Below are 12811 nucleotides of genomic sequence, written 5' to 3'. Positions count from 1 at the left end.
GGTGGCCCCATGGTCGGGGCCGCCAAAGGGAAGTTTTGACGAAGGATTTGCAATAATGGCGACCGTCGAGAAGATGCCGATGCTGCAAATGGGCTATGACAAGCTCAATGCGCAGCTCCGCGAACTGAAGGCCGAACGGCCTTTGATCGTGGACGCCATCGAAGAAGCGCGCGCGCATGGTGATTTGTCCGAAAACGCCGAATATCACGCTGCCAAGGAACGGCAGGGTCAGGTTGAGGCGACGATCAACGATCTGGAGGACAAGATGTCCCGCGCTCAGATCATCGATCCGACCACTTTGTCGGGCGACAAGATCGTGTTCGGCGCGACCGTGACCTTGCTGGACGAGGAAGACAAGCCGGTCAAATATCAGATCGTGGGTCAGGCCGAGGCGGATGCCAAGCTGGGCATGATCAGCTATAACAGCCCGCTGGGCCGGGCGCTGATCGGTCGTGAGATCGGCGACGAGGTGGAAGTGTCGGTCCCGTCGGGCGACAAATTCTACCTGGTCGACAAGATCGCGTTCATCTGACGCCGTGAAACTGCCATCCGGTCGCGCCACCAATGGCATAGCGGCGATCAGCATCGCCGCCTTTGCATTGCTGTATCTGGGTGGATGGGTGAATGATGCCGCCATTGTCGGCGGCTTCATTCCCGCGCGTCTGGGGCAACCCGCCTTGCTGGATGGCATGGCGGCTGTTCCGGCTTGGCTGACGCCGATCAGTTGCACGCTGATCCATGCGGGCTGGATGCATATCGGCTTCAACATGTTCATGCTGCTCTTTTGCGGTCGGCAGGTGGAGCATGTGCTGGGTTGGGGCGGGACGCTGTTTCTCTATGGCGTGGGCGCCTATGCCGCCTGTCTGGCGCAATGGGTGATCGATCCGGCGTCGACCAATCCGATGGTGGGGGCGAGCGGCGCGATTTCCGCGATCATCGCCACTTATTCGCTGCTCTATAGCCAGCAGCAGGTGCGCCGGATCGGACCGCTATCCGCCAATATGGTGCGGGTGCTGTGGCTGGCGGCCGGGTGGATCGGCATTCAGTTGATGATCGGGGTGGCGACTGCGGGAGGTTTTGGCGATCTGGGTCAGATCGCGATAGCCGCACATATTGGCGGCTTTCTGGCGGGGCTGGTGCTGACGCGCCCCTTGCTGCGCTGGCGGTTCCGCAAGAAGCCTCGGGCGGTGCATTAAAAAGCAAAACCCGTTCGCCGGGGCGAACGGGCTGAGTTGAGTAGCCAGAAATCAGGCGCTCGGCAGTTCCGGCTCCATCAGGCGGTGCAGGTGCACGATGACATAGCGCATTTCCGCGTCGTCAACGGTGCGCTGGGCTGCGCCGCGCCAGGCCTTTTCGGCCGAGGCATAGTCGGGGAAGATGCCGACCAGATCGACCTTGCTCAGGTCCTGAAATTCCAGTGTCTGCGGGTCAGTGACGCGACCGCCCATAACCAGATGCATCTTGCTCATGGTTTATCTTTTCTCCTTTGGCTGATAGCGGCGCTTTAGCATCGCGACCGCTGCCAGCCAAGGAGCGCAGGGGCATGGATCGATTGCGTTTCCCGCAATCGCGATTAGTTTTTCGGCAATCGTGCCTTGATCGCATCACTCAGGGCGTCGACCTTGGCCGCAACCAGCGCGGCCACGTCATCGGCCAGCTTCGATGCCTTGGCCGGCAATTCCGCGGATACGACGCTGTCCTTCGCGCTGGAGGCGACATCGCCGGCGGCATGGAGCGCGCTACTGGCGCCCTGCTTCACGGTTTCGGCACCATCGACTGCCACATCGCGTGCTGCCACGGCAGCATCTGCTGCGGCGGCGCGGGCCGCAATAGCGGCTTCCACCACCTTCGCGCCAGCGGTGGCGGCGAGGCCCGGCAGCGCCTTCATTGCGCGGCGACTCTTGGGGAACATCCAGGCGACGACCGCGCCCACGGCCACCGCGCCGGCGACGGCGACGATCGGATGTTCCTGCACGATTTCATTGGCGCGGGCGGCGACGCGCTGCGTCTTGTCACGGGCGTCGCTATAGGCGGTGTTCGCCTTGTCGCGGCCGTTCTGGATCAGGTCGCCGGCGCTTTCGCGCGCCTTTTCGGTGCCGTCCTTGATGATGTCGGTTGCGCTGATCGCCGCATCGTTGGCGGCTTCGCGAACGCGGGTCAGTTGGGCGCGGATGTCAGCCATCGTCAGTCTCCGAAATATCCGGTGTAGGGTAAGTAAAGCGAACGTACAGCCGACGGAAAAGTGCCGCCAGCGGACGCCGCGCGAGGAAAAGGGCAAAGGCGCCGGTCGCTGCGCCGAATGCGACGGGACGTTGCTGCACCTGCACGGCGACCCGCGCCACGCCATCAAGTGCGGCGTTGCTGATCTTGTCCTTCAGATCCTGTTTCAGGCGGGCAGGGGCAACGCGCGCCTTGGCGGCATCTGCGCTGGCCATCAGTTGCGCGCGGGCCGCATCCGCACGGACGCAGGATTCGCGATAGGCATTTTTACGGCTCATGCTTTGATCGCCTTTGCCATACGACTGATACAGCCCTTGGCCAGTAGCAGCAGGATCATAGCAACCGCCAATGCACCGCCAACCACGATTAGCGTCGCCCAGATCGGCGCCATATCCTGCGCCAGGGTAATCACCAGACCCACGAGCAACGCAACAATGCTGGAAAAGACCAGGATCAGCGCGATGATGCCCAATATGGCGGCATTGCGTACGCCCACGCCGACAATGCCGAGGCGGAGCTTCTGCCGCTCCGCCTCGGCTGAGGCATAGGCGCGACCGTCCTGATAAAGGCGGTTCAATACCTCGCCCACGCTTTCCTGCGGCGGCGTATCTGCACTCGCGCCCGATTGTTCAATGGGCGTGCCGTCAGGCTGCCCGTCGGCGCGCGGCGTTACCACCGTTTCCGCTGGCTCGTCTGTCAATTAACCCTCCGCCCCGCCTTGCGGGCCTGTGCGTCGGTGTTGGGAAAGGACCGGTCAGGCCTTGTCGTCGTCGGAACCCTTGGCAAGGCGCATCAGCACATAGCCGACCACCGCTGCCGCACCGATCGCCACAGCCGGGCTCTTGCGCACGAAATCGCGCGCTTCACCGAGCAACTGGTCGACATCCTTGCTGTCGAGCGTGTCCGCAGCGCCAGCCACCGATTCCGCTGCCTGACGCGCATAGTCGCCATATTGCGGGCCCAGCTTGGCATCGACCGTGCCGGCCGTATCGGAAATCAGCTTGGCCAGGCTCTGCATCGCCGATCCGGTCTTGTCCTTGGCGGCGCCAGCGGCGGACTTGGCGGTCTTGCCCGCCTGTTCCTTGATCGGATCGATATGCGCCTTCCAGTCGACGGCGTTCAGCTTGTCGACAGCGGCCTTGGCCGTCTTTTCCGCCTGCGCTTTGATCGGGGCGATCTGGGCCGTCCAGCCATGCGAGGCGGCGCCATTGCCCGGCTTCTTGGGTGCGGCGGCCTTGCGGGTAGCGGCCTTCTTGACCGGTGCCGTCTTGACCGGCGTGGCGGCCGCAACAGCCGACTTGGCGGGCTTCGCCTTGACGGGCTTGGCCACGGTCGCCTTCTTCACGCGCTTGACGGGCGGGGTTTCCGGTGTGTCAGCCATCGTCCTCAATCTCCCTTTCATGTCAGCAAAAAATGCCGCGCTGCGCGACGGGGTATATGACCCAAATGCTTGGCAACGGCCTACAGTTCCGTTGCCGTTACATTTAGACCATCGGCATTTTTTGCATCTGCGCAACCCCCTGCATTGCCAATATGCAGGGTGCTGTCTAAGCGGGGCGCGAATTCACAGGCCATAGGTCCGCGTTACGACCGCAAGTGCAGGAGCGATCATGACTGCCATTCTCGATATCCACGCCCGCCAGATCTTGGACAGCCGTGGCAATCCCACCGTCGAAGTCGATGTCATGCTGGAAGACGGCAGCTTCGGCCGTGCCGCCGTGCCCTCGGGCGCGTCCACCGGTGCCTATGAAGCGGTCGAAAAGCGCGACGGCGACAAGAGCAAATATCTGGGCAAGGGCGTGCTGGCCGCTGTGGCCGCCGTCAACGACCAGATTGCCGAGGAAATCATCGGCCTGGAAGCCGAAGATCAGGCCGAAGTCGACGCCGCGATGATCGCGCTGGACGGCACGGAGAACAAGTCGAACCTGGGCGCCAACGCGATCCTGGGCGTGTCGCTGGCTGTGGCGAAGGCTGCTGCCGATGCGCGTGGTCTGCCGCTTTATCGCTATGTCGGCGGTGTCTCTTCCCACGTTCTGCCGGTGCCGATGATGAACATCATCAACGGCGGCGAACATGCCGACAACCCGATCGACTTCCAGGAGTTCATGATCATGCCGGTCGGTGCGGAAAGCATCGCCGACGCTGTGCGGATCGGTTCGGAAATCTTCCACACGCTCAAGAAGGGCCTGCATGACAAGGGGCTGGCGACGGCGGTTGGCGATGAGGGCGGCTTTGCCCCCAACATCGCCTCAACCCGCGATGCGCTCGACTTCATCATGCTGTCGGTCGAGAAGGCCGGTTACAAGCCGGGCGACGACGTCGTGCTGGCGCTGGACTGCGCCGCGACCGAATTCTTCAAGAACGGCAAATATGAGATTTCGGGCGAAGGCCTGTCGCTCTCGCCGGTCGAGATGGCCGATTATCTGGCCGCGCTGTGCGCCGACTATCCGATCAAGTCGATCGAGGACGGCATGAGCGAAGATGATTTCGAAGGTTGGAAGGCGCTGACCGACAAGATCGGCAACAAGGTGCAACTGGTTGGCGACGATCTGTTCGTGACCAACCCGGCGCGTCTGGCCATGGGCATCGGTAAGGGCCTCGCCAATTCGCTGCTGGTCAAGGTCAACCAGATCGGCACGCTGACCGAGACGCTGGCGGCCGTCGATCTGGCGCACCGTTCGCGCTACACAGCGGTCATGTCGCACCGTTCGGGTGAGACGGAGGATGCGACCATCGCCGACCTTGCCGTCGCCACCAATTGCGGTCAGATCAAGACTGGTTCGCTGGCCCGTTCGGACCGGCTTGCAAAATATAATCAGCTCATCCGTATCGAGGAAGAACTGGGCGATGTTGCCGTTTATGCGGGTCGTTCGATCTTCCGTTAAACTGCAAGAGACTCGGCTGGTCGCAAGCGTGTGATTTTTCGCTTGCGGCCACCCGAATCCTGTGATTCATCTGGTCCATGGCGCATATCGCGAAACTCCGTCTTCTGCTTTTTTCGGCCCTTGGCCCTGCGATTGCGCTGCTCCTGCTGCTGTTCTTCGCCGGCTATGTCGTGCTGGGATCAAACGGGGTGCTGGCATGGGGCGATTACACGCGCCAGTTGCATGCGGCGCAGGCGGAACTCAAGCAGACCCAGCATGCGCAGGCGGAATTGCGCAATCGCGTGGACGCGCTGAACCCGCGTCGGGTCGATCCCGATCTGGCGGACGAATTGATCCGTCGCCAGCTCGGTGTGATTCACCATGACGAAGTGGTCGTGCCGCTCAACTGACGTTACGGAAGCGTAAAGCCTGCGAAAGGATTTTGCGCGAAAAAGCATGTCCTAGCAATTTTGCTGCGAGGGCGTTTTGCTGGTCTGTGACCAAGGCGTTCGAAGCCATCAATTTTCGGTAATAGCTATTGGTTCTGGCCGGATTCCGTGGGGTCGCAGTTGCAATATATGCAACTCTGCCGCTATATCGGACTTCCTTCCATCCTACCCCCACGCAAAAGGATAATAGCCTTGGCGAAACCAACCACGCCGCGCGCAGCGAGCGCAAAGGCAAAGGCGGCTGCACCCGCCATCGCCGGTGCGGACCATAACCGGCCTCGCCCGGAAACGCCGACCGACTATAAGGCCAGCAAGGAAGAACTGCTGGAATTCTATCGGCAGATGGTCCTCATCCGCCGTTTCGAGGAAAAGGCCGGCCAGTTGTACGGCCTGGGCTTCATCGGCGGCTTCTGCCATCTCTATATCGGTCAGGAAGCGGTTGCCGTCGGCATCCAGTCGGCTTTGAAGCCCGGCAAGGACAGCGTCATCACCGGCTATCGCGACCATGGCCACATGCTGGCCTATGGCATCGACCCCAAGGTCATCATGGCCGAACTGACTGGCCGTGAAGCGGGTATCTCGCGCGGCAAGGGCGGTTCGATGCACATGTTCAGCGTCGAACATAAATTCTTCGGCGGCCACGGCATCGTCGGTGCGCAGGTGTCGCTCGGTGCGGGCCTCGGCTTCGCGCACAAATACAACAATGACGGCGGCGTCTGCGTCGCCTATTTCGGTGACGGCGCGGCCAATCAGGGCCAGGTCTATGAATCCTTCAACATGGCCGAACTGTGGAAGCTCCCGATCATCTTCGTGATCGAGAACAACCAGTACGCCATGGGCACCAGCGTCAACCGCGCATCGTCGGAAGACCAGCTTTATCGCCGTGGCGAGAGCTTCCGCATCCCCGGCATCCAGGTCGACGGCATGGACGTGCTCGCCGTGCGCGGTGCGACCGAGGAAGCGCTCAAGTGGGTGCAGGAAGGCAATGGCCCGATCCTGCTTGAAATGAAGACCTACCGCTATCGCGGCCACTCCATGTCCGACCCGGCCAAGTATCGGTCGCGTGACGAAGTGCAGGCCGTGCGCGAAAAGTCCGACCCGATCGAGGGCGTGAAGAAATATCTGATCGACGCTGGCGTCAGCGAAGACGAGATCAAGGTGATCGATCAGGACATCCGCAAGGTCGTGGCCGAAGCCGCCGACTTCGCCGAAACTTCGCCTGAACCCGAAGCGCATGAACTCTATACCGACGTGCTGGTGGAGCAATATTAATGGGTATCGAAATCAAGATGCCGGCGCTCTCGCCGACGATGGAAGAGGGCACGCTGGCCAAATGGCTGGTGAAGGAAGGCGACGAAGTGAAGTCGGGCGATATCCTGGCGGAAATCGAAACCGACAAGGCGACGATGGAATTCGAAGCCGTCGATGAAGGTCTGATCGGCAAGATCATGATCGCTGAAGGCACCGAAGGCGTGAAGGTCGGCACCGTCATCGCGACGATGGCTGGCGAGGGCGGTGAAGAAGCCGCTCCGGCACCGGCACCCAAGGCGGAAGCGCCCAAGGTCGAGGAAACGCCCAAGAAGGCCGAAAGCGGCACGTCCAAGCTGGCGTCGGAAGCCCGTGCGACCGTGCAAGACCCGGACCTTCCGGCCGGCACCGAATTCGTCAAGACGACGGTGCGTGAAGCGCTGCGCGACGCGATGGCCGAAGAAATGCGCAAGGATGAGCGCGTCTTCGTGATGGGCGAAGAAGTCGCCGAATATCAGGGCGCCTACAAGGTGACCCAAGGCCTGCTGGCCGAATTCGGCGACAAGCGCGTCATCGACACGCCGATCACCGAATATGGCTTTGCCGGTATCGGTGCGGGTGCGGCCATGGGCGGCCTGCGTCCGGTCATCGAGTTTATGACGTTCAACTTCGCCATGCAGGCGATCGACCACATCATCAACTCGGCGGCCAAGACCAACTATATGTCCGGTGGCCAGATGCGCTGCCCGATCGTGTTCCGCGGTCCCAACGGCGCGGCCAGCCGCGTCGGCGCGCAGCACAGCCAGAATTACGGTCCCTGGTATGCCGCCGTTCCCGGCCTGATCGTCATCGCGCCTTATGACGCGGCCGACGCAAAGGGTCTGCTGAAGGCCGCGATCCGCTCGACCGATCCGGTCGTGTTCCTGGAGAATGAACTTCTCTACGGTCGCAGCTTCGACGTGCCCAAGGTCGATGATTATGTCCTGCCGATCGGCAAGGCCCGCATCATGCGTCCGGGCAAGGACGTGACTTTGGTCAGCTATTCGATCGGCGTGGGCCTGGCGCTCGACGCGGCGGAAACGCTGGCGGCCGAGGGTATTGATGCGGAAGTGATCGACCTGCGCACGCTGCGCCCGCTCGACACCGCGACGGTGCTGGAAAGCCTGAAGAAGACCAACCGCCTGGTCGTGGTGGAAGAAGGCTGGCCGACCTGCTCGATTGCGTCGGAAATCGCCGCCGTCGTGATGGAAAAGGGCTTCGACGATCTCGATGCGCCGGTGCTGCGCGTGACGAACGAAGACGTGCCGCTGCCTTATGCCGCCAACCTCGAAAAGGCGGCGCTGATCGACGCGGCCCGCGTGGTCGAAGCGGCCAAGAAGGTCTGCTACAAGTAAGATCGGCTATCGTCGGAAACAGGAAAGGGCGGCTCGAAGGAGCCGCCCTTTTTGTTTCAGCAGCTTGCCACTGTTGCTGCCGGCGAACCTGCGTTGGTAATTGCTTGATCGGTCCGCTCGCGCACGTTGAAAGCGCTGGTGTAGCGGATCACCTTATTGCCGAAGATCGCGTTGCTGATCAGCGGCTGATAATTATAGGCTACCTCCACAAACATCACGGCAGTACCGTCTGCCGCGCTGATCTTGGTCGCTGCCGTCGTGCCGGGCCCCATGCCTGTCGACATGCTGGAATTTGTTTTGCCGTCATTGGTGACGCCATAGCTAGACGTGAAATTGCCGTCGCCCCAGCAACGCTGCCAGCGAATATACTGACCGGTATTCGGGCTGGCCAGACCATTGGGTTCGAGGTCGGACAGGAAAATGCGCCCATTAGCCTTGAATTTCAGCGAACCAGACGCCGTTTCCGCGCCAATGAAGATTTGATTGATGTTCGCTTCATCAATCGACTTGCGGACGCGCGATGCGTTGTCGGCGACCAGCATTGCCATCTGGCTGACCCGCATATGCGCAATGGCAAGGTTCGCGACTTCCAGCCCAGCCATGAACAGGATCATTAAAACGGGCAGCGAGTAGGCGAACTCAATGATCGCCAGCCCACTGTCGTCTCGTTTGAGTGAGGAAAGGCGGAGAGATATAGTTGTTTTTTTGAGGGTCATGAGCAGCGCACCGTAGGAGTCGCCTGATTTGCCCAAGGCTGATTGCGAATGACGGTGCTGGCCGTGGCAGTCTGGGTCGCGCTCCAGCCTAGCATTTTAGCGAGCGGGAAGAGGCGGGGCATCGATACCGTGACCTGATAATAGACGATGTCGTCAGCGCCGCCCAAGCCTTCAGAACCGCCCGACGCATCAAATACGCCATTGCCGTTCGCATCTTCATAGCAATCGCCGCTATTATAGGTGCCAAGCGGTGCAGTGTCGCTGGTGATCTTCTCCGGTTGTCCGACACGGGAAAAGTCATAATAGCTCTTCTTGGTCACCGATGTCGTGCCGTTCTTGGCGTTGATGACTTCCATCTGTGTCTGGATATAGCTGTCGATCTGTGTGCTGTTGAGCGTACCGACTGATGCGGCGCGCGCAGCCTTGTCCAGCACGCCAGCTGTCACCGCACGCAGATAGGATTGATAACCAAGATCCGCGATGCCCATGATGGTCAGCAACAGCGGCGGCGCGACCAGGCCGAATTCCATCAGGGTCGCGCCGCGCACGCATCTGAAGATGCTGCGTATTCGGTGTGATATCGTCATCACTGAGACAGCCTCAAGCCGCCGATATTCTTGGCGATATCCTTGAAATCGTCGCTGAGTGACGATGCGTCGGAAGAGACGGCGATATGGTTGGTGCTGGTCGCGCAGGAATTCAGGGCATCGTTGGACGAGGTGGAGAACACGATGATCCAGATGGTGATGCCCTTACGCTTGGCCGCTTCGCAGGCAATTTTGAACCGCTGTTCCTGAATGGTCTTCAGGTCAGCGCTGCTCTTGCTGGTAGCCGCGATCCGGCCGTTCAGGGCGTTGATGCCCCAGGCATCATAATTGTTGTTAGGAATCTGCATGGCCCCGTCGGTCATGAACACGATGTTCTTCGACGTAGCGAAGCCGTTGGGGGCAATGCCGTTTTTCGACGCGAAAATGCCGTCAGGCGAGAGCATACGAGCGCCCCAGGTGATGCCGACCGTGTGATTGGTGAAGCCGCCTGCCGTCAGTCCCGAGACATAGCCGTCGTAGGTGCTCTGCGATGCGTCGGGCGAGCCATAATCCTCCGACGGACTGGATGAACGAGACGAATATGTAGCGAGCATGCGCGCCTTTGCCACGCAAACCGCATAATCGTCATTAGCGTCCGCAGCCCAATTGTTCCAAACGGCCGATGTCGCCGGGGTGGAACTGCGATACCAACTGGCGTCCGGCCAGAAGGGCTTCCATTTCTTGGCCTTGGTGTCGGGGATCAGATCGGGGTCCAGATCATAGGCGCCCGCAGGGATGCTGCTGATCGACGTAGATGATGTGATCGTGTTGACGGTCTGCGATTCTTCAATGCAGCCGGCCCAAGTCGTATTGGTACCCCATTCGAACGCCGGATTCTGAATGGCATTGCCCTTGACGAACAGCGACGTGTCCAGATCGACATTGGTGTAGGACCAGTTGCCGTAGCGAGTCCAGCCTTGCTGCGGCACTGTCGAGGTCTGATAGGTTGTCGTCGTCGTCACTTCCTTGCGGGTGCATTTGCGAGCGGTTGAACCTGACGGCTGTGTTGAGGTGCTGCCATTCCATGCGCCATAGCTGTAAGTGACGGTAGTCGTGTTGCTGGGCGCGCTGCCAGAACTGGTGGATTTTGCGTTTTGCCAGGTAGAGCAATTGCTGCCTGACAAAGTCGTACCAGATTTCTGATCTGCCTCAGTCGCTGTCGCATAGCATGTGGAAAGGCCATTTTGTTTGTAACAGGTGCTGTCTGTCGGATTGTTCGCCAGATAATAATTGCCGATGCGGCTATTATAGCTGGACGTCTCACCGTTGACGCTGCCGACCATATATTCCGACGGAATCATATAACCTACATTGGCCGTCGAACTATAAGGCACGAAGCCATAGCGAATGCGCCCGTTGGCGATGCTGCCTGCACCCAGCGTGTCGTAAAAGTCGCGAACGGCCTGACGCAGCGCGGCGATGCGGGTCGTGGTTGCGTTTCCGACACCGGTCGAAATACTGCTATCCATCGATCCAGTGACGTCCAGCACCAGCGCGACGTCGGTATTGCCGATGTCGAAGCGGGATTCGCATGTAACCGACAAAGCCATGGTCTTGTACCCGAAGATGCGCATGACCGTGGTGGGAATGCTGGTATCGGCCGTGACCTGAACCGTGGTCGTGTCGCCGGTTTTACTCTGGATGACCGGGGTGAAGGATGCGCTTCCGAATGTGTTTTGCTGAAAGTTGAAGTCGAAAAATTTCTTCGCTTCTGCCTTGTTCGCATCGGTCATGGTCGAAGTTGTCATGGCGCGGCGACCGGCCAGGGCTGCGGCGTCGCAGGCCTGTTGCAGGCGCGCGCGGACCATATAGGCACGGCTCATGTCCAGTCCGCCGCCGATCAGGGCAGCCAATGGAATGATCGCAGCGGCGACGATCGCCAGCGTGTTGCCTGCCTGACTTTTCAGCAGACGCCCCAGAAAGCCCAATTGCCGATCCTTTGACTTGCCCATATGCCCGCAATCACCCATGTCGCGTCCGCTACAATCAGGTCGGACAGCTTGCCTGCCTATGCAGGCCCACTCGTTAGAATGTGTATGAGGAAGATGGTTAAAGGACCGATAATCTGTGTGAGCCGCCTGTTGCGGGGAGTCGCGGCATGATTGCTGACGCGGAACTGCCGCCGCTGGCGGCGTTGTTGAGCGCGCATGCGGGCGCGCGTGTCGCGCAGCATCGGGCGATATGGGCGTTCGATGCGCGGCTGGCGAAGGTGGCCCGCACCACCAGCGAAGCGGCGATCGGGCAGATGCGCCTTGCCTGGTGGAATGACGTGGTCGAGGACGCCCAAGGGGTTAGAGGGCAGGGCATCAAGGGGCAGGGCGAGCCGGTGGTCGATGCGATGCGCGCGGCGGGCGTGATGGCCGGGCCGGGGCTGGTCGCGATGATCGATGGCTGGGAAGTGCTGGTGGTCGAGCCGGAGATCGATGCGTCGGGGCTGCGCGATTATGCCGTGGGCCGGGGCGGTGGGCTGTTCCGGGCGCTGGCGGGCGCGGCGGATGTGCCGGACTGGCTGGCGGCGGCGGGGCAGGTCTGGGCCTGTTGGGATCTGGCTGGGCATGTCGGGGATGAGGCGCTGGCCGATGCCGCGATCGCGCAGGCGCGTGACCTGTTGCCGCAGGTGGTGGCAGCGCGGTGGGAGGCGGCTTGGAAGCCGCTGCGCATCGCCTTCACGCTGGCGCGGCAGGATGTGCTGGCGGGGCGGGGCGCGCCGCTGGGCATATCGCGGGCGCTGGCGTGGCGGTTGCTGCGGATCGCGCTTGTCGGGCGCTGACTTGTCGGGATAGGCTGTGCCCTCTCGCAGCGGTGGAGGGCTTATGGGGCGAATGCTGGCGGGCGGCATGGCGGCGTTGCTGCTGGTCGCGGGCGGACTGTTCTGGTGGCAGGGGCGGGCGGACAATGTGCCCGCGCCGCAACTGGCGCTGGCGGCGCCTCCGCCGCCTGCCGTCGAGAGCCTGCCGGAGGGCGATCCCGATGCGGTGGGCGACGCGCCGCCCATGCCCGGCGAGGCCAGCCCGCAGAGCCGGGAGGAGAAGCGCTTTGCCCGTTATGACCGCAACCGGGATGGCGTGATCACCCGGATCGAGATGCTGGGCAGCCGGACCAAGGCGTTCAAGGCGCTGGACAAGGATGGCGATAACCTCTTGTCCTTCGAAGAATGGGCGGTGGCGACGTCCGACCGGTTCGGCGCGGCGGATGCCGACAAGGATGGCAAGCTGACGCCGGCGGAATTCGCGGTGACCGCGCCGAAGCGGGCGGTGAAGGCGAAGTGCAAATGCTGAACGCTCACAGGCGAGCGAGCCACCCGGCCGCCCTGGGCTCCTGCTTTCGCAGGAG

Annotated in this window: 16 protein-coding genes; 8 read left to right on the top strand and 8 right to left on the bottom strand. The window is 61.5% G+C overall.

Annotation, left to right across the window (positions count from 1 at the left end; translation table 11 throughout):
- The first annotated feature begins 55 nt into the window (after positions 1-55).
- Together greA and BMY84_RS15520 are read left to right on the top strand one after the other, a co-directional pair.
- Complete coding sequence (gene greA, locus BMY84_RS15525; protein WP_093014991.1) at positions 56-532, top strand: transcription elongation factor GreA; 477 nt, start codon at positions 56-58, stop codon at positions 530-532.
- 4 nt (positions 533-536) lie between these two features.
- Positions 537-1196, top strand: a complete 660-nt coding sequence (locus tag BMY84_RS15520; RefSeq protein WP_093085056.1) for a rhomboid family intramembrane serine protease — start codon at positions 537-539, stop codon at positions 1194-1196.
- Between the two features lie 51 nt (positions 1197-1247).
- Here the strand turns inward: BMY84_RS15520 and BMY84_RS15515 are convergent, their stop codons facing one another.
- The 5 genes from BMY84_RS15515 to BMY84_RS15495 all read right to left on the bottom strand — a co-directional run bounded on the left by BMY84_RS15515 (position 1248) and on the right by BMY84_RS15495 (position 3601).
- Positions 1248-1469 carry a DUF4170 domain-containing protein gene (locus BMY84_RS15515; RefSeq protein ID WP_093014995.1) on the bottom strand — a complete coding sequence of 74 codons (222 nt, stop codon included), beginning with the start codon at positions 1467-1469 and terminating at the stop codon, positions 1248-1250.
- A gap of 104 nt (positions 1470-1573) precedes the next feature.
- Positions 1574-2182 (bottom strand): DUF883 family protein, encoded by a 609-nt coding sequence (locus tag BMY84_RS15510; RefSeq protein WP_093085054.1) that lies wholly within the window; start codon positions 2180-2182, stop codon positions 1574-1576.
- Positions 2175-2498, bottom strand: coding sequence for a hypothetical protein (locus BMY84_RS15505; RefSeq protein WP_093085052.1), 324 nt, complete (start codon positions 2496-2498; stop codon positions 2175-2177). The genes BMY84_RS15510 and BMY84_RS15505 overlap by 8 nt, the downstream gene beginning before the upstream one ends.
- A complete protein-coding gene (locus BMY84_RS15500) occupies positions 2495-2920 on the bottom strand; it encodes a phage holin family protein (protein ID WP_093085050.1) in 426 nt (141 codons plus the stop codon). The genes BMY84_RS15505 and BMY84_RS15500 overlap by 4 nt, the downstream gene beginning before the upstream one ends.
- 54 nt (positions 2921-2974) lie before the next feature.
- Positions 2975-3601, bottom strand: coding sequence for a hypothetical protein (locus BMY84_RS15495; protein WP_093085048.1), 627 nt, complete (start codon positions 3599-3601; stop codon positions 2975-2977).
- A gap of 229 nt (positions 3602-3830) precedes the next feature.
- Here BMY84_RS15495 and eno point away from each other — a divergent pair, with 229 nt between their 5' ends.
- The 4 genes from eno to BMY84_RS15475 all read left to right on the top strand — a co-directional run bounded on the left by eno (position 3831) and on the right by BMY84_RS15475 (position 8175).
- On the top strand, positions 3831-5105 hold the full coding sequence (gene eno / locus BMY84_RS15490) for a phosphopyruvate hydratase (protein ID WP_093085047.1): 1275 nt from the start codon (positions 3831-3833) through the stop codon (positions 5103-5105).
- Between the two features lie 77 nt (positions 5106-5182).
- Positions 5183-5494 (top strand): FtsB family cell division protein, encoded by a 312-nt coding sequence (locus BMY84_RS15485; RefSeq protein WP_093015008.1) that lies wholly within the window; start codon positions 5183-5185, stop codon positions 5492-5494.
- Between the two features lie 231 nt (positions 5495-5725).
- Positions 5726-6805, top strand: coding sequence for a pyruvate dehydrogenase (acetyl-transferring) E1 component subunit alpha (gene pdhA / locus BMY84_RS15480; RefSeq protein WP_093085045.1), 1080 nt, complete (start codon positions 5726-5728; stop codon positions 6803-6805).
- Entirely contained in the window at positions 6805-8175 is a 1371-nt protein-coding gene (locus BMY84_RS15475; RefSeq protein ID WP_093085043.1) for a pyruvate dehydrogenase complex E1 component subunit beta, read from the top strand. The genes pdhA and BMY84_RS15475 overlap by 1 nt, the downstream gene beginning before the upstream one ends.
- A 56-nt stretch (positions 8176-8231) precedes the next feature.
- Here the strand turns inward: BMY84_RS15475 and BMY84_RS15470 are convergent, their stop codons facing one another.
- Genes BMY84_RS15470 through BMY84_RS15460 form a run of 3 tightly spaced genes read right to left on the bottom strand, consistent with a single transcriptional unit; the run spans position 8232 to position 11430 of the window.
- A complete protein-coding gene (locus tag BMY84_RS15470; RefSeq protein WP_093085042.1) occupies positions 8232-8891 on the bottom strand; it encodes a TadE/TadG family type IV pilus assembly protein in 660 nt (219 codons plus the stop codon).
- Positions 8888-9439, bottom strand: a complete 552-nt coding sequence (locus BMY84_RS15465) for a TadE/TadG family type IV pilus assembly protein (protein ID WP_256215269.1) — start codon at positions 9437-9439, stop codon at positions 8888-8890. Before BMY84_RS15465 ends, BMY84_RS15470 begins: the two co-directional genes overlap by 4 nt.
- 38 nt (positions 9440-9477) lie before the next feature.
- Positions 9478-11430, bottom strand: a complete 1953-nt coding sequence (locus tag BMY84_RS15460; protein WP_093085039.1) for a pilus assembly protein — start codon at positions 11428-11430, stop codon at positions 9478-9480.
- A gap of 146 nt (positions 11431-11576) precedes the next feature.
- Between BMY84_RS15460 and BMY84_RS15455 the strand changes: the two genes are divergently transcribed.
- Positions 11577-12248, top strand: coding sequence for a hypothetical protein (locus tag BMY84_RS15455; RefSeq protein WP_177204038.1), 672 nt, complete (start codon positions 11577-11579; stop codon positions 12246-12248).
- Positions 12249-12291: 43 nt separating this feature from the next.
- Complete coding sequence (locus BMY84_RS15450) at positions 12292-12756, top strand: EF-hand domain-containing protein (protein WP_093085037.1); 465 nt, start codon at positions 12292-12294, stop codon at positions 12754-12756.
- The last annotated feature ends 55 nt before the right edge of the window (positions 12757-12811 follow it).

Origin of the sequence: Sphingobium sp. AP50, assembly GCF_900109095.1 — a bacterium.
Lineage (GTDB): Bacteria > Pseudomonadota > Alphaproteobacteria > Sphingomonadales > Sphingomonadaceae > Sphingobium.
This window is presented reverse-complemented; position numbering and strand designations above follow the sequence as displayed.